Origin of the sequence: Streptomyces sp. NPDC049970, assembly GCF_040660235.1 — a bacterium.
Taxonomy (GTDB): Bacteria; Actinomycetota; Actinomycetes; order Streptomycetales; family Streptomycetaceae; genus Streptomyces.
Window position 1 is genome coordinate 611,309 of record NZ_JBFALP010000002.1, and the last position, 16,346, is coordinate 627,654.

The window sequence follows — 16,346 nt, forward strand, 5'->3', positions numbered from 1 at the left end:
GCGGCCGTACGCGCCCTCGCACGGGAATGGCGGGCGCGCCCCGCGGTGTTCTGGAAACCAGGAGCAGACCGACCTCATGAGGAGAGACATGCCCGAGAACAGCACGGCAGGCGTCAAGGTCCCCGCCGACTTCTGGTTCGACCCGCTCTGTCCCTGGGCCTGGATGACCTCCCGCTGGATGCTGGAGGTGGAGAAGGTCCGCGACGTCGAGGTCCGCTGGCACGTGATGAGCCTCGCCGTACTCAACGAGCCCAGGCTGGACGAGCTGCCCGAGGAGTACCAGGACATGATGCGCACGCAGGCGTGGGCGCCGGTGCGCGTCGTCGTCGCGGCGCAGCAGAAGCACGGGGACGCGATCACCGGCCCGCTCTACACGGCCCTCGGCACCCGCATCCACAACAACGGCGAGGGCCCCACCCGCGAGGCGATCGCGGGCGCCCTGGCAGACGTCGGCCTGCCCGCCGACCTCCTGGAGTACGCCGACTCCGACGCGTACGACAAGGAGTTGCGCGCCTCCCACCAGGAGGGCATCGACAAGGTCGGCCAGGACGTCGGCACCCCGGTCATCGCCGTGCCCGGCGCCGACGGCGAGCAGATCGCCTTCTTCGGCCCGGTCGTCACCCCCGCGCCCAAGGGCGAGGAGGCGGCGAAGCTCTGGGACGGTACGCTGCTGGTGGCGTCGATCCCCGGCTTCTACGAGATCAAGCGCACCCGCACACAGGGCCCGGTCTTCGACTGACCTCGCACCGTGCCCCGGGCCCGGCCGCCATGTCCGGCCCGGTCCGGGGCACGACGATCACGTGTCGTGGGCGCCCCCGGGTATTGCCGACCGCGTGAACCGTCGTTCATGATCTGCGCATGCCAGCTGTCGTCCCGGACCCACCCGCGGCCCCGCCCCTGCCGCGCACCGTGCGGATCGGATACGGGCTCGGCTCCCTGTGCACGGGCACCTTCGCGACCGTGCCCGGTCTGATCCTCCTCTACTACCTCACCGACGTCCTCGCCGTGCCCGCCGCGGTCGCCGGCGCCGCCGTCTTCCTCCCCAAGGCCTGGGACGTCCTGATCAACCCGCTCGTCGGAGCGCTCTCCGACCGCAGCCGGCTGCGCGGCGGGCCACGCCGGCCCTTCCTGCTGGCCGGCGCCTGCACCCTGCCGCCGCTCTTCGCGCTGGTCTTCGCCGCGCCGCCCCTGCGCGGCGCCCCGGCCGCCGGATACGTCAGCGTCCTGTTCCTGCTGGCCGCCACCGCGTACGCCGTCTTCCAGGTGCCGTACGTGACCATGCCCGCAGAGATGACGGAGGACCCGCACGAACGCGGGCGCGTCCTCGGCTGGCGGGTGGGATTCCTCGGCGCAGCGATCCTGCTGTCCGGCGCGCTGGCCCCGGCGATCGCGCACGCCGACGGCGACACCCCGGAGAGCTACCGGCTCATGGGAGCCCTCGTCGCCGTGCTGCTCGCCGTCGGCATGTTCGGGGCGTGGTCCGCCACCCGACGTGCCCCGGCCGTCGCCCGCAGCGAGGCCGAACCCTCCCTCCGGGCGCAGCTCGCCGCGGCCCGCTCCAGCAGGCCGTTCCTCCACCTGGCCGGGATGTGGACGCTCCAGGCCCTCGCCATCGGCGTGATGCTCGCGGGCGTCCAGTACTTCGCGACGTACACCCTCGGCTCGGCGGGCGCCGTCACCCCGCTGTTCGTCTGCCTGATCGGCCCGCTGGTCCTCTTCATGCCGCTGTGGAACAGGCTGGCCCGCCGCAAGGGCGTGACGTACGCCCAGTGGTGCGCGTCGCTGCTCTACACCGCCGGCGCGGCGCTCCTAGCCCTCACCGGTGTCCTGGGCCCCGCCGTCGGGTACGCGGCGGTCGTCCTCGTCGGAATCGCCTACGCCGGGCTGCAGTTGCTGCCGCTGACCATGCTCGCGGACACCCTGGCCGCCGATGCCGCCGCCACCGGCAGGCGCAGGGCCGCGACCTTCACCGGACTGTGGACGGCGGCCGAGACCCTCGCCTTCGCCCTCGGCGCCGGAGTGTTCGCCCTCGTCCTGGCCGTGACGGGTTTCCGGTCCTCCGACGCCGCGCACCAGGTGGAGCAGCCGGAGGCCGCGCTGACCGGGATCACCGCGGGGATGAGCGTGCTGCCCGCCGTGCTCGCCGCGGCGAGCCTCCTGCTGCTGCACCGCTACCGCGCGACCCCGACCGCGCCCCGCTCCCTCCAGGAAGAGCCCGCCCGTGCCGACTGAACCCGCCCTGCCCGAGGGCCGCCCCGCCACCGAGGTGCTCGCCGAACTGCGCGCCCTGCGCGAGGCGGACGCGCCCACGCGCGGAGGCCGCACCTTCGCCTACGTCTACGACGCCGGGCTGGAGGGCCTGGACGAGCTGGCCGCCGAGGCGTACAGCGCGTTCGCGACGGTCAACGCGCTCGACCCGACGGTCTTCCCGAGTGTCGCCCGCCTGGAGAACGACCTGGTCGCGGCCGTCGCGGCCCTGCTCGGTGCGCCCGGCGCCCAGGGCACGTTCACCAGCGGCGGCACGGAGAGCATCCTGCTCGCGGTCAAGACGGCCCGGGACCACGCCCGGTCGGTGCGCGGGATCACCGAGCCCCGGCTGGTGCTGCCGTCCACCGCCCACGCGGCCTTCCACAAGGCCGCCGCCTACCTGGGCGTCGAGGCGGTCGTCGTACCCGTCGACCCCGCCACCTTCCGGGCCGACGCCGACGCCATGGCCGCCGCGCTCGACGACCGCACCGTGCTGGTGGTCGCCTCGACGCCCTCGTACGCCCACGGGGTGATCGACCCCGTCGCCGAGATCGCGGCGGCGGCGGCCGAGCGCGGGGTGCTCTGCCATGTGGACGCCTGCATCGGCGGCTGGCTCCTGCCGTATCTGCGGCGCGCCGGGCGGGAGGTGGAACCCTTCGACCTGTCCGTGCCGGGTGTCACCTCGCTCTCCGTGGACCTGCACAAGTACGGATACGCGGACAAGGGCGCCTCCGTGGTCCTCTACCGCGACGCCGAGCTCCGCCGCCACCAGTACTTCGCGCACGCCGGCTGGCCGGGGTACCCGGTCGTCAACCCGACGGTGCAGGGCACCAAGCCGGGCGGTCTGCTGGCCCAGGCGTGGGCGGTGCTCCGGCACGTCGGCGAGGAGGGCTACACCGCGCTCGCCGGCCGGGTCGGCGAGGCCTCGGACCGGCTGCTCGCCGGGCTGCGGGGCATCGACGGCGTACAGGTCCTGGGCGATCCCGCCGCCGGGCTCGTCGCGTTCACCGTCCTGGGGGAGGGCGCAGGGAGGGCCCCGGACCTCAGCCTGCTCCTCCACCTCGCCGACGAGATGCGTGAACTCGGCTGGTACCTCCAGCCGCAGCTCTCCTTCGGCGGCCTGCCGCCCAACCTCCACCTGACCCTGACGCCCGCCACCGTCGGCCAGGTCGGCGCGCTGCTCGACGACCTCAGCGCCGCGCTGGCGAAGGCCCGCGCCCTGGAGCCGGTGACGGTGGATCCGGCCCTCGTCTCGTTCGCGGCCGGGCTCGATCCCCTGGCCCTCGGACCGGAGGAGATCGCCGCGGTCCTCGCCTTCGCCGGACTCGGCGACGGCGCCGGGCTGCCGGACCGGATGGCACCCGTACTCGCCCTGCTGGACGCGCTGCCCGGGGAGCTCAAGGAGCGGCTGCTCTCCGAGTTCGTCGGTTCCGTCTTCCGGATCTGACCACGACCGGCGCCCGACCCATGGGAGAGCCCCCGCGAGTCATGTCCTCGCGGGGGCCCTCCTTTCATCCGCCTGCCCGGTGAAGGTTGAGAAGACGATCACGAGGCAGGACGCATCCGGTGGCTCAGGGGGCCAGCAGCAGCACGTCCGCGCGCTCCTTGGCGGCGGCGTAGCGCTTCGCCACGTCCTGCCAGTTGACGACGCGCCACATCGCCTCGATGAAGTCCACCTTCTGGTTCTTGTACTGGAGGTAGAACGCGTGCTCCCAGGCGTCGAAGACCAGGATCGGGACGGAGCCCTGGCCGACGTTGCCCTGGTGGTCGTAGACCTGCTCGACGATCAGCCTGCCGCTGAGCGGCTCGTAGGCGAGGACGCCCCAGCCGGAGCCCTGTGTGGTCGCGGCGGCCTTCGTCAGCTGGGACTTGAAGCCGGCGTACGAGCCGAACGACTCGGCGATCGCGTGCGCGAGATCGCCGACACCGTCTGCCGCGAGGGGCTCGCCGCCGCCGTCGCCGGTCATGTTGTGCCAGTAGATCGAGTGCAGGATGTGGCCGGACAGATGGAAGGCGAGGTTCTTCTGGAGCCCGTTGATCGCACCCCAGGCCTCCTTGTCCCGGGCTTCCTCCAGCTGCTCGAGGGTGTCGTTGGCGCCCTTGACGTACGCCGCGTGGTGCTTGTCGTGGTGGAGCTCGACGATCTGCGGGTTGATGACCGGTTCCAGCGCCGCGTAGTCGTACGGGAGTTCCGGAAGCGTGTACGTGGCCATGGGTCGAACCCTCCAACTGCTGCATGGTTGTTATTGCGAGCTACTCGCAATTGCAGGCTAGCAGGAGGAAGCCGCGGAAGTGATCAGTCCTTGGTCCTAGGGCCCCGTTCGGATCATCCTGGGCACGCGGGACGACACCGACGGAGGGGGAGAAGATGACGTTCGTACGCGCGGGGCGGCCCGAGGAGGCCGCCGCACTGACCGGGCTGGCCCTGCGGTCGAAGGCGCACTGGGGCTACGACGAGGAGTTCCTGGCGGTCTGCCGGGACGAACTGGCGGTCCGGCCGGCGGATGTGACCGCCCGGCGCACGGCGGTGGCGGAGCTGGGCGGCAGGCCTCTGGGCTTCACCATGCTCGACGGGAGCCCGCCCGAAGGGGTGCTCGGCATGATGTTCGTGGACCCGGACTCCATGGGCCGTGGCGTGGGCCGGCTGCTGTTCGCCCACATGACGGCCCAGGCCCATCGGCTCGGATTCGTACGCCTCACCATCGACGCCGACCCGAACGCCGAACCCTTCTACACGGCCATGGGCGCGGTACGGATCGGAGTGACGCCGTCGGGCTCGGTGCCGGGCCGTGAACTGCCGCTGCTGGAGCTCGGTCTCGGTTGACGGGCAGCAGGGGCGCGGCGGCTCGTGCCCGGTCGTGTCGCAGGCCCGGGGCCAGGGCCAGTGTCACCGCGACGGAGGCCGCCGCCATCACGGCGACAGCCGTCGCGGGGGAGACCCACTGCGCGACCGTGCCCGCGAGCGCCGCCGCGGCGCCCTGCATGGCGAGCATCCCGGAAGCATGCAGGCCCAAGGCCTGACCGGCCATCGAGTCCGGTGTCAGGGTCATCAGGCGTTCTTGGAACAGCAGGCTCGCCGAGAACCCGGTCGAGGCCAGGGCGGCGAGCGTGAGAGCCCAGGGCAGCCCCGGCCGCAGCGCGAACAGCAGATAGGGCCCGGCGAGCAGCAGGAGCATCGGCGTGCCGAGCCTGACCCGCCACCGCGTCGGCACGAAGCGCCCCGTCGCCGTGTCCCCGATCAGCATCCCGAGTGCCGCGCAGGCGAACAGGAGCCCCGCCCGCTCCGGGTGGTAGGGGACGAAGAGCGACTCGCAGCCGACGACCAGCCCGTTGGGCAGCCACAGCGCGAGATAGACACGCCGCCGGGATGCCGAGGACCACAGCAGTGCGTTGGTCCGCAGGGTTTCGCCGACCGATGCCCGGCCGGTGACCCGGGGTGAGCGGTGCGCGAGGCCGAACCGGGCTGCCGCGGCGCCGGCCGCGTACAGTGCCGCGGCGACGAGCAGCGTGCCGCGCGGGGAGAGTACGGCCATCAGGACGCCACCTGCCGCGTACCCGCACACCTGCGTCGTGCCCGCGCACATGTTGAGCACGGAGCGACCCAGCAGGTAGGCGTCCTTGGGCAGCACCTCGCTGAGCAGCCCGTACCGCACCCCACCGATCACCGCCGCGATCACCCCCTCGCCCAGAACGACTGAGAACACCGCGGGCAGCGGCAGGCCGGGGACCGCCAGCACTGCCGTTCCGAGCCCGAAGGCGAGCGCGGCCCAGCTCAGCGCCGCGCGCGGCGGGAGCCGGTCGGCCGCCGACATCAGCAGTGTCGCGCCGACCAGTTGGGCGAGTGAGGAGCCGAACATGGAGAGGGCGGAGAGCAGGGGGGACCCGGTCGTCGTGAAGACGAGGACTCCCAGGGCCAGGGCTCCGGTCGTCGAGGCCGCGCCCTGGAGAGCACCGGTCGCGAAGAGGGCCCCGAACTGCGGCACGCGGAAGACATCCCGGTAGGTGAGCATGCCGGGAGTCTCGGTGGGCGCCACGTGGGGCCGTTACTGTTTCGCGGGGAGGCGAAAGCATGGGGTGGTGGCAGGTCAACGCGGACACGCTGGCCGCCGGCCGGTTCGTCGTGTCGGAGCTGGCCGAGGTGACCGCGACCCTCCAGTTCCTGGAGCGCGGAACGGCCGCGAACCCGGCCGAACGCGCATGGTTCGCCAGGTACGGACCGGCCTACCGGGAGCGCCTCGCCGAAGATCCGGTCGCCGCGCGGCTCGTACGGATCGGGCTCGGCGGCCACTGGAACGCGGACTTCCTCACTCCCACACCGGCCGGCGGCACCACGTTCTCCCAGGAGCTGGACCGGGTGAGGGCGACGCCGCCGGACGAGGCGCGCGCCGATCTGGAGGTGTCGAGGGGAGGGCCGCTGCCGGCCGCCCTGCACCGGGCGGACCTGTCGGAAAGGGCTGCGGACCTGCTGGAATGGTTGTGGGACCGGGTGGTGCACCCCGACTGGCCACGTCGCCGCCGGATCATCGAGGCGGACATTGTCGCGCGAGCCGGTCAGTTGAGCCGGGGCGGCTGGGCCGAGGCGCTGGACGCCCTGAACCCGGGCATGCGCTGGCTGGGCGGCAACAGGCTCCAGGTGAATCCGCGCGACTACCCGCCACGCGAACTCGCGGGCGTACGACTGGTTTTCATTCCCGTCACACCTCGCCAGGGATGGGTCTCCTGGGACGCGCCGGCGCAACGGTACGCAGTCGTCTACGCCTGCTCAGGGGTGCTGTCCGAGGCGGACCGGCCCGCGGTGCCCGACAGCCTCGGCCGCTTGCTGGGGACCGCGCGGGCCGGTGTCCTCGTGCTGCTCGGCAGGCCGAGGAGCACCACGGAGCTGGTGGCACTGACCGGGCAGGGCCTCGGATCGGTGGGCCGGCACCTGAGGGTGCTGCTGGATGCCGGCCTTGCCGGGCGACGACGTTCGGGCCGCTCGGTCCTCTACTTCCGAACGGACGCGGGCGAGGCGCTCCTGCGGGCTCAGCCCGGTTGAGGGGCCGCCGCCTCCAGTTCGTCGATGCTGCCGGACATCAGCGTGCGGACGTGCTCGGTGATGTGCTCGGCCGGCCAGTCCCACCAGGCGACGGCGAGGAGGCGGGCGATGTCCGCGTCGTCGTAGCGCGTGCGGATCAGCTTCGCCGGATTGCCGCCGACGACGCCGTAGTCCGGCACGTCACCCGTGACGACGGACCCGGTGGCGACGATCGCGCCGTTCCCGATGCGTACGCCCGGCATCACCGTCACGCCGTGGCCGAACCACACGTCGTGGCCGACCACCGTGTCGCCCCGGCCGGGCAGCCCCGTCAGCAGGTCGAAGTGGTCGGCCCAGGACCCGCCCATGGTGGGGAACGGGAACGTGGACGGGCCGTCCATCCGGTGGTTGGCGCCGTTCATGATGAACCGCACCCCGGTGCCCAGCGCACAGAAGCGGCCGATGACCAGCTTCTCCGGGCCGTAGTGGTACAGCACGTTGCGGGTCTCGAACGCCGTCGCGTCGTCGGGGTCGTCGTAGTAGGAGTAGGCCCCGACCTCGATGAGCGGCGACGTGACCAGCGGCTTGAGCTGTACCACCCGTGGCTGGCCGGGCATCGGGTGCAGCACGGTCGGGTCTGCGGGGAGGGGGCTCATGGAGGCACCCTCGCAGAACGGCCGTGCCGCACGCACTCAGTTTTGGGCCGGCGTGCCGCGCCCCGCCCGCTTCTGGCGGACCAGGCCGATCACGATCAGCACCGCGGTCAGTGCGCCGGTCGCCAGCAGTTGGTCACGCGTCTCCGGTTGCAGCAGCATCAGCACGAAGATGCCCGCCATGGCCGCCAGCGCCACGATCGTCAGGACCGGGAAGAGCCACATCCGGACGACTAGCCGGTCCGGCTCCTCGCGCTCCGTCCGCCTGCGCAGGATCAGCTGCGAGACGGCGATGAAGATCCAGACGACCAGGATGACCGCGCCGATCATGTTCAGGAGCCAAGGGAAGACGTCGTCGGGGCGCCAGTAGCTGAGCAGCACGCACAGGAAGCCGAAGACCGAGGAGGCGAGCACGGCGTTGCGCGGGACGCCGGACGAGATCCTGCCGAGGATCCTCGGTCCTTGGCCACGGGCGACGAGGGAGCACGCCATGCGCGAGGAGCCGTAGATGTTGGCGTTCATCGCGGAGAGCAGGGCGACCAGGATGACCACGTTCATGATCTCGGCCGCGCCGCTGATGCCGAGGTGGTCCAGCATCGCGTAGAACGGCCCGACCTCCGCGACCTGGGGGTCGTCCCACGGGACGAGCGTGACGATGACCGCCATCGAGCCGACGTAGAAGACCGCGATGCGCCACATCGCCGTACGCACGGCCTTGGCGACCCCCCGCACCGGGTTCTCGGACTCGGCCGCCGCGATGGTGACGGTCTCCAGACCGCCGTACGCGAAGACGGAGGCGAGCAGCCCGATGATGAACCCGTTCGACCCGTTGGGCAGGAACCCGCCGTCCACGGTGAGGTTGGAGGCGCCGGGAGAGTCCGTCCCGGGCAGTACGCCCAGGATGGCGAGTACGCCGAGCACCAGGAAGAGCGTGATCGCCACGACCTTGAGCGCGGCGAACCAGAACTCGAACTCGCCGAAGTTCTTCACGGCGGCCAGGTTCGTACCGAGGAAGATCAGCATGAACAGGGCCACCCATGCCCACTCGGGGGTGCCGGGCAGCCAGCCCGTGACGATCTGCGCCGCGCCGATGCCCTCCAGCCCGACGGCGACGCAGAGCAGCACCCAGAACGACCACCCGGCGGTGAAGCCCGCCCACGGCCCGATCGCCCGTTCCGCGTGGACGGAGAAGGAGCCGGACGCGGGATTGGCCGCCGACATCTCGCCGAGCATCCGCATCACGAACATGACCAGCAGCCCGGAGATGCCGTAGGCGATGACGATCGACGGGCCGGCCGCCGCGATGCCCGCGCCCGAGCCGACGAACAACCCGGCCCCGATGACACCCCCGAGGGCGATCATCGACAGGTGGCGCTGCTTGAGGCCGTTGGTGAGGGCGGAGTCGGCGCTGGGGCCGGCGTCGTCCGTGGGGGGCGGCGCGGAGGTCCGGGACATGGACGGCTCTGTTCACTGGTCGGGACAGGGGACGGCCCACAGTCTGGGCACGAGCCCCGCCCACGGGGAACGGCTGTCCGCTATACGGTCACCGGGTTCACACATCGTGCGCACGCGCCTACCGCCGGGCCCGCGACTCCCTCACCGCGGCCACCAGCAGCACGGCACCGGTGGCTCCCGCCGACCACAGCACCTGCGGGCGCGCCGCGTCGTCCGTGAGCATCAGCAGCAGGACGGCGAGCAGCCCGGCCAGCGTCACCCAGGTCAGGTACGGGAAACACCACATCCGCAGTGCCAGGCCGCCGGGCGCCTCGCGCTCCAGCCGTCGCCGCAGCCGCAGTTGCGAAGCCGCGATCAGGCCCCACACGAACAGCAGCACCGCGCCGACGGAGTTGAGCATGTAGAGGAACACCGTGTCCGGCCACCGGAGATTGAGCAGTACGGAGACGAAGCCGAAGGCCACCGAGGCCAGCACCGCCCGCCGGGGGACACCGCTCCCGTCGCCCCGCCCGCCCGACACCTTGAGCAGCCCGCGCGGCGCCTCCCCGCGCTCGGCCAGGGAGAAGGCCATCCGCGACGCTCCGTACAGGTTGGCGTTGAGCGCAGAGAGCAGCGCGACGAACACCACGATGTTCATGACCTGTCCGGCCGACGGCACGCCCACGGAGTCCAGGACCTTCACGTACGGGCTCAGTCCCGCCCGCTGCGCGGTCCACGGCAGGACGGTCACTATGACCAGCATCGAACCGACGTAGAAGAAGAGGACGCGCACCACGGCGCTCCGAACCGCACGGCCCACCGCGCGCGCCGGGTCGTCGGTCTCGGCCGCCGCGATCGTCACGACCTCCAGCCCGCCGAAGGCGAACACCACCGTGAGCACACCGGACACGACCCCGCTCCAGCCGTTCGGCAGGAAGCCGCCCCGGCCGGTGAGGTTCGTCAGCCCCACCGGATCAGTGTCCGGGAGCAGGCCGAGCACGGCCAGCACCCCGAGCACCAGGAAGGCCACGATCGCGGCCACCTTGAGCGTGGCGAACCAGAACTCGAACTCACCGAAGTTCTTCACGGCCGTCAGGTTCGCCGCGGTGAACACCAGCATGAAGAGGAGCACCCACAGCCACCGGGCCACCGCGGGCACCCAGGCGTGGGCGATCTGCGCGGCGGCCGTCGCCTCGACGGCGAGGACCACCACGAGCATGAACCAGTAGAGCCAGCCCACACCGAACCCGGCCCAGCGGCCGAGCGCGCGCTCCGCGTGGACGGAGAACGAGCCGGACGCGGGCATCGCCGCCGACATCTCACCGAGCATCCGCATGACCAGCGTCGCGAGCGCGCCGGCAATCAGGTACGAGACGACGACGGCGGGTCCGGCGACCGCGATCCCGGCACCCGACCCGACGAAGAGGCCCGCTCCGATCACGCCGCCCAGGCCGAGCATCGTCAGATGGCGCTGTTTCAGGCCATGGGCCAGGGGCTCGGACCGTACGGGGGAGTGCGTGGGGGGCGCGTCGTGCATGAGCTGCTGGTCACTCTCGGATCATTTATGGGGAACCTACAGTCTCACGGCGCCACGCCTGCTCCCGAACCGAGCACCGGGTGCACCCTCACCTCAGTGACCAGTGTCACGTCGAGGAGAGACTGCGGAACAGGCTTTGTGTGAACCCGACCAAACCCTCAACCAACGCTTTGTGGGCGGCTGATGGTGATCGAGCGATATTCAGTCGGCTAACGTCACCATCAGTCCCTGCCCTGCCGATCTCACCCGCGGAGTCCTGATGAGTACTGCTGCCGCCCCCGTCCGATCCGGAGCGGTCCTCGCCGACCTGCTGCCCGCGGCCCGGCACCGCTACGCCGTGGACACGGCGCTGGTCGTCGGCGGCGCCGCGCTCACCGGCATCGCCGCCCAGATCGCCGTTCCCGTACCCGGCTCCCCGGTGCCCGTCACCGGACAGACCTTCGCCGCGCTGCTCATCGGCACCGCCCTGGGTGCCCGCCGCGGCTTCCTCTCCCTCGCCCTGTACACGCTCGTCGGCATGGCCGGAATGCCGTGGTTCTCCGAGGGCAGCTCCGGTGCCGGTGGTGCCTCCTTCGGCTACGTGCTCGGCATGCTCCTCGCCGCCACGGTCGTCGGCGGCCTCGCCCGCCGCGGCGGTGACCGCTCCGTCCTGCGCACCGCGGGCACCATGGCGGTCGGCTCGCTGATCATCTACGCCGTCGGCGTGCCCTACCTGGCGCTCTCCACCGGCATGTCGCTGGGCGCCGCCGTCGCGGCGGGCCTGGTGCCCTTCCTGATCGGCGACGGGCTCAAGGCCGCACTGGCCATGGGGGCGCTCCCGGCCTCCTGGAAGCTCGCGGGGCGCCGCGGCTGACGCCGCCAGGCAACCACCGAGGAGGCTCGCCGGATCGCGTGACGCGACACCAGACCGGCGGGCCTCTCGCGTGTCCGGGTGCGGGCGGGGACATGCGGAGACGTACACGGACGAGGAAGGCCCTCCGTCCGCTCGCCGTCGGGGCGATACGGGGGAGGGCCTCCGGATTCCGATCCGCGGTCAGGCAGGGGCTCAGGTCACTCGACCGGAGCCGCCGCCTTCCGGCTGCGGGCGTCGCGTATCAGCGACACGCCGACCACCAGCGCCGCCACCAGCAGCGAGAGCAGCACCTGTTCGCGTCCGGCGTCGTCGGTCAGCATGTAGACGAGGACGAAGGAGATCATCGCGATCGTCGCCCAGGTCAGGTACGGGAAGAGCCACATCCGTACGACGAGCTTCTCGGGCGACTCGCGCAGGATGATGCCGCGCATCCGCAGCTGGGTGAAGCAGATCACCAGCCAGACGAACAGGGCGACCGCGCCCGAGGAGTTCAGCAGGAACGCGAACACCGTGTCGGGCCACTGGTAGTTGAAGAACACGGCGACGAAGCCGAACACGACGGACGAGAGGATCGCCGCCTGCGGCACGCCCCGCTTGTTCACCTTGGTGAACGCCTTGGGCGCGTCCCCGCGCTGCCCCAGCGAGAAGGCCATGCGCGAGGCCGTGTAGAGGCCGGAGTTGAGGCAGGACAGCACGGCCGTCAGCACGATCACGTCCATGACCTGGCCCGCGTGCGGGATGCCGATGACGTTGAGCGCGGCGACGTACGAACCGTCCTTGACGATCGACGGGTCGTTCCACGGCAGCAGGGTCAGCACGATGAAGATCGAGCCCAGGTAGAAGATGGCGATACGCCAGATCACGCTGTTGGTTGCCTTGGAGACGGCGCGCTGGGGGTCCTCGGACTCGCCCGCCGCCAGCGTCACGATCTCGCTGCCCATGAAGGAGAAGACGACCATCAGCACACCGGTGAGCACTGCTCCGGGTCCTTCGGGGAAGAACCCTCCGGTGTCCGTGAGATGGGAGAGGCCGGACCCCTCGTGGTCCGATCCCGGCAGCACGCCGAAGACCGCGAGCAGGCCGACGACGACGAACGCGCCGATGGCCACGACCTTGATGCCGGCGAACCAGAACTCGAACTCGCCGTAGGAGCCCACGGAGACCAGGTTGGTCGCCGTCAGCACCACCATGACTATCAGGGCCCACGCCCACTGCGGCACGCCCGGGACCCAGCTCTCCAGGATCTTGGCACCCGCCGTGGCCTCGACGGCGAGCACCACGACCCAGAAGAACCAGTAGAGCCAGCCGATGGAGAAGCCGGCCCAGCGTCCCAGGGCCTGGTCGGCGTAGGCGGAGAAGGAGCCGGAGCTCGGCCGGGCTACGGCCATCTCGCCGAGCATCCGCATGACGAAGACGACCATCAGGCCGACCAGCGCGTACGACAGGAGAATGGCCGGTCCCGCGGCGGCGATACCCGCGCCGGAGCCGACGAAGAGGCCGGCTCCGATCACGCCGCCGATGGCGATCATCGAGAGATGACGGTTCTTGAGACCGGCCTGGAGCCCGTCCGGGGAGTCCGGCTTACCCGGCTCGCCGGGCTGTTGGCCCGGTCCGGCCAGAGTCGTCTGCGACGTCATGGATCGAATCCTTACGTTTTCTGATCACGTGTGTCGGTGTTGCCTGTGCGGGGGTGGTGCGAAGGCAAGGCCACGCATTCAAGCCCGCCCGGCACCAAAAGCGGAACCCCTTCATCCGGTTCCTTGACCCGATCGTTGCCGGAGTGGCGTTGCCCACAGGACGCGTGCCGAAAGACACCCCCGGACGGCCCGGTGGGTCCCGACCCCGCTGACCATTACCCCGCCCGCCACGTGTCACACTTCGCACCATGCGCGTGTACCTCGGCTCCGACCATGCCGGCTTCGAACTGAAGAACCACCTCGTCGAGTGGCTCACGGCCCACGGCCACGAGCCCGTCGACTGCGGTCCTCACATCTACGACGCCCAGGACGACTATCCGCCGTTCTGCCTCCGCGCCGCCGAACGGACGGCCGCGGACAAGGACAGCCTCGGCATCGTCATCGGCGGCTCCGGCAACGGCGAGCAGATCGCCGCGAACAAGGTCAAGGGCGTGCGTGCCGCGCTCGCCTGGAGCGAGCAGACCGCCGCCCTCGGCCGCGAGCACAACGACGCCAACGTCGTGGCCGTCGGCGGCCGGATGCACACGGTCGAGGAGTCCACGAAGTTCGTCGAGATCTTCCTGGCCACCCCGTACTCGGGCGAGGAGCGCCACACCCGCCGTATCGAGATGCTCTCGGCGTACGAGAACACCGGCGAGCTCCCCCCGGTCCCGGCCCACCACCCCCAGCAGGGCTGAACAGCCTCCGCCCCTGCCCGCTCTCCCGTGTGCCGCCGGGCCAGGCCCGGCGGCACACGCGCGTTCCCAGGAGACATACCGTGCCCGAGGGGCATACGATCCACCGCCTCGCCGCGGACCACCACGAGCGTTTCGCGGGCGGCCCGGTGCGCGTGAGCAGCCCGCAGGGCACGTTCGCCGGGAGCGCCGAGTTGCTGGACGGCCGGACCTTCACCGGCGTGGACGCCCACGGCAAGCACCTCTTCCTCGGCTTCGAGGGATCGGTCTGGGTCCACATCCACCTCGGCCTGTTCGGCAAGCTCGGCTTCGGTACCACCCCGGCCCCACCGCCCACCGGCACGGTCCGGCTCCGCCTGCTCAACGACGCCCACCACGCCGATCTGCGCGGTCCCACCACGTGCGCCCTGATCACCGGGCCCGAGAAGCGCGCGATACACGACCGGTTGGGCCCCGACCCGCTGCGCACGGACGAGGACGGCGAGCGGGCCTGGCGACGCGTCTCCCGCAGCCGTGTCACGGTGGCCGCCCTGCTGATGGACCAGAAGGTCGTCGCCGGAGTCGGCAACGTCTACCGCGCCGAGGTCCTCTTCCGGCACGGCATCGACCCGTACCTGCCCGGCAAGGACCTGACGCGCGGCGAGTGGGACGCGCTCTGGACCGATCTCGGCGTCCTGATGCGCGAAGGCGTCCGGAACAACCGGATCGACACCGTCCGCCCCGAGCACCTGCCCGAGGCGATGGGCCGGCCGCCGAGGGTCGACGACCACGGCGGCGAGGTCTACGTCTACCGGCGGGCCCGGCAGGCCTGCCACGTCTGCGGCACCGGGATCCGCACGGCCGAACTGGCGGCCCGCAACCTCTTCTGGTGCCCGGGCTGCCAGCCGTCCACGGGCGGGCGGTAGGGACCGGGCGCGTACCCGGCCCGCCTCAGAAGCCGTGCGGGCACCAGGGCTGTATGTCCGAGGAGAACGCCGAGGAGGCCCCGGCCAGCGCGCCGGGCCTCAGCTCCCGCACGAGTCCGGCCGCCGCCAGCGTCGAGAGCGACACCCCGCCCAGATACGCGGCCCCCAACTCCTTCACCGAGAGAGCCAGTTCGGGATCATCGTGGGTGCGCCGGCAGGTGGCCGCGCCCTTCGAGTCCGCCGTGAGCCGCCAACGCCCCGCGTTCCAGGGGCAGAAGGCGTCCTCCACCTCCATCACCACGTCCACCGGAGTGCGGTAGGTCCGCGCCTCCAGCGCCGCGCCCAGTTCGACCAGCCGGACGTACAGCCCGTCCCGCAGCCGGACCTCGCACCGCCGCACGTCCGAGACCAGCCGGAGCACCGCGTCGTCGACGGGCCGGTTGCGGCACTCCACCACCGACATCAGGTCGATCCCGAACAGGAAACGCCACAGGGCCGCGTACGAGGCGGAGTCCAGCGCCATCAGGTCCCGTACCGCCACCGTGCCCTTGGGCCCGGCGTCGTCCCAGGCGGGCCTGAGGTGGTAGGTGGCGTACCCCGTGACCTCGCCGTCCCGCTCCGCGAGGACGCACTGCAGGGCGGACCCGCCCTGCCTGCCGCGCTCCGGGTCGTTGACCGGCACCCGCTCCCAGCCGGGCTGCCGGAGTGGAGTGCCGGGCCGGGACGCGGCCAGCCGCCCGTACACCGCCTCGCAGGCGTCGAGGGCCCGTGCCGGGGAGGCCTGCCGCAGCCGGACCCCGTCGGTGCCCGGCGGCGAGGAGAGGAGGACCCGGGAGCTGTCGATCCGCAGGTTCATCTCCGAGGTGGCCGCGCCGTAGCCGAACCGCCCGTAGATACCGGGCTCCGAGGCCAGCAGCACCGCGAGCGGTTCGCCCCAGGAGCGGACGTCGTCCAGCTGGCGCCGCATCATCGCGGTGAGCAGCCCCTGCCTGCGGTGCGTCGCCGCGACACTCACCATCGTGATGCCCGCGGCCGGCACCACCGCCCCGCCGGGCACGGCGACCCGGAAGCTGTGAGCCCCGGCCGTACCCACACAGTCCGCGCCGTCCCAGTGGCCGAGCGCGCGGTCCGGCTCGGTGAGCTCGGCGTACATCTCGCGGGTCTCGGGCGCGATGGGGACGCCGCCGAACGCCGACTCGAGGCAGCCGAACCAGACGTCCCACTCCGAGCCCGACAGCACGCGCAGTTCAGTGGTCATGCGCCCTGCCTACCAGGGCCGTGCCCCCGGAGCGACCGGGTTTCGAACACCTTGGCACAGGGGTACCCCTGCAC

General features: G+C 71.6%; 14 protein-coding genes and 1 pseudogene. 8 read left to right on the forward strand and 7 right to left on the reverse strand.

Annotated features, from left to right (window positions below; translation table 11 throughout):
• The first annotated feature begins 88 nt into the window (after window positions 1–88).
• The 3 genes from AB0I83_RS05520 (at window position 89) to AB0I83_RS05530 (ending at window position 3,694) form a co-directional block, all read left to right on the forward strand.
• Entirely contained in the window at window positions 89–739 is a 651-nt protein-coding gene (locus AB0I83_RS05520) for a DsbA family protein (RefSeq protein ID WP_356534692.1), read from the forward strand.
• Window positions 740–858: 119 nt separating this feature from the next.
• Window positions 859–2,232, forward strand: coding sequence for an MFS transporter (locus AB0I83_RS05525; protein WP_363303717.1), 1,374 nt, complete (start codon window positions 859–861; stop codon window positions 2,230–2,232).
• Window positions 2,222–3,694, forward strand: coding sequence for an aminotransferase class V-fold PLP-dependent enzyme (locus tag AB0I83_RS05530; protein WP_363303718.1), 1,473 nt, complete (start codon window positions 2,222–2,224; stop codon window positions 3,692–3,694). Before AB0I83_RS05525 ends, AB0I83_RS05530 begins: the two co-directional genes overlap by 11 nt.
• 124 nt (window positions 3,695–3,818) lie before the next feature.
• Here AB0I83_RS05530 and AB0I83_RS05535 read toward each other — a convergent pair whose 3' ends face one another.
• Window positions 3,819–4,460 (reverse strand): superoxide dismutase, encoded by a 642-nt coding sequence (locus AB0I83_RS05535; protein ID WP_363303719.1) that lies wholly within the window; start codon window positions 4,458–4,460, stop codon window positions 3,819–3,821.
• A 155-nt stretch (window positions 4,461–4,615) separates the two neighbouring features.
• Between AB0I83_RS05535 and AB0I83_RS05540 the strand changes: the two genes are divergently transcribed.
• Window positions 4,616–5,071 (forward strand): GNAT family N-acetyltransferase, encoded by a 456-nt coding sequence (locus AB0I83_RS05540; protein WP_363303720.1) that lies wholly within the window; start codon window positions 4,616–4,618, stop codon window positions 5,069–5,071.
• Between the two features lie 37 nt (window positions 5,072–5,108).
• Here the strand turns inward: AB0I83_RS05540 and AB0I83_RS05545 are convergent.
• Window positions 5,109–6,257: pseudogene (locus AB0I83_RS05545) on the reverse strand (MFS transporter); the annotation flags it as partial.
• Between the two features lie 59 nt (window positions 6,258–6,316).
• Here AB0I83_RS05545 and AB0I83_RS05550 point away from each other — a divergent pair.
• Window positions 6,317–7,282, forward strand: a complete 966-nt coding sequence (locus AB0I83_RS05550) for a helix-turn-helix domain-containing protein (protein WP_363303721.1) — start codon at window positions 6,317–6,319, stop codon at window positions 7,280–7,282.
• Here the strand turns inward: AB0I83_RS05550 and AB0I83_RS05555 are convergent.
• The 3 genes from AB0I83_RS05555 to AB0I83_RS05565 all read right to left on the reverse strand — a co-directional run bounded on the left by AB0I83_RS05555 (window position 7,270) and on the right by AB0I83_RS05565 (window position 10,885).
• Window positions 7,270–7,917: a CatB-related O-acetyltransferase gene (locus AB0I83_RS05555; RefSeq protein WP_356534703.1), complete on the reverse strand. Its 648-nt coding sequence runs from the start codon at window positions 7,915–7,917 to the stop codon at window positions 7,270–7,272. The two genes, AB0I83_RS05550 and AB0I83_RS05555, sit on opposite strands and share 13 nt — an antisense overlap.
• A 36-nt stretch (window positions 7,918–7,953) precedes the next feature.
• Complete coding sequence (locus AB0I83_RS05560) at window positions 7,954–9,369, reverse strand: amino acid permease (RefSeq protein ID WP_356534704.1); 1,416 nt, start codon at window positions 9,367–9,369, stop codon at window positions 7,954–7,956.
• A 118-nt stretch (window positions 9,370–9,487) separates the two neighbouring features.
• Window positions 9,488–10,885, reverse strand: coding sequence for an amino acid permease (locus AB0I83_RS05565; protein ID WP_363303722.1), 1,398 nt, complete (start codon window positions 10,883–10,885; stop codon window positions 9,488–9,490).
• 259 nt (window positions 10,886–11,144) lie between these two features.
• On the opposite strand from AB0I83_RS05565, the gene AB0I83_RS05570 reads away from it, so the two are divergent.
• Entirely contained in the window at window positions 11,145–11,738 is a 594-nt protein-coding gene (locus AB0I83_RS05570; RefSeq protein ID WP_356534707.1) for a biotin transporter BioY, read from the forward strand.
• A 197-nt stretch (window positions 11,739–11,935) separates the two neighbouring features.
• Here the strand turns inward: AB0I83_RS05570 and AB0I83_RS05575 are convergent, their stop codons facing one another.
• Window positions 11,936–13,375 (reverse strand): amino acid permease, encoded by a 1,440-nt coding sequence (locus AB0I83_RS05575; RefSeq protein WP_356534708.1) that lies wholly within the window; start codon window positions 13,373–13,375, stop codon window positions 11,936–11,938.
• 248 nt (window positions 13,376–13,623) lie between these two features.
• On the opposite strand from AB0I83_RS05575, the gene AB0I83_RS05580 reads away from it, so the two are divergent.
• Window positions 13,624–14,112: a ribose-5-phosphate isomerase gene (locus AB0I83_RS05580; RefSeq protein ID WP_356534710.1), complete on the forward strand. Its 489-nt coding sequence runs from the start codon at window positions 13,624–13,626 to the stop codon at window positions 14,110–14,112.
• Window positions 14,113–14,192: 80 nt separating this feature from the next.
• Complete coding sequence (locus tag AB0I83_RS05585; RefSeq protein ID WP_363303724.1) at window positions 14,193–15,014, forward strand: DNA-formamidopyrimidine glycosylase family protein; 822 nt, start codon at window positions 14,193–14,195, stop codon at window positions 15,012–15,014.
• Window positions 15,015–15,039: 25 nt separating this feature from the next.
• Here AB0I83_RS05585 and AB0I83_RS05590 read toward each other — a convergent pair whose 3' ends face one another.
• Window positions 15,040–16,272, reverse strand: a complete 1,233-nt coding sequence (locus AB0I83_RS05590) for a GNAT family N-acetyltransferase (RefSeq protein ID WP_363303725.1) — start codon at window positions 16,270–16,272, stop codon at window positions 15,040–15,042.
• Window positions 16,273–16,346 lie beyond the last annotated feature (74 nt).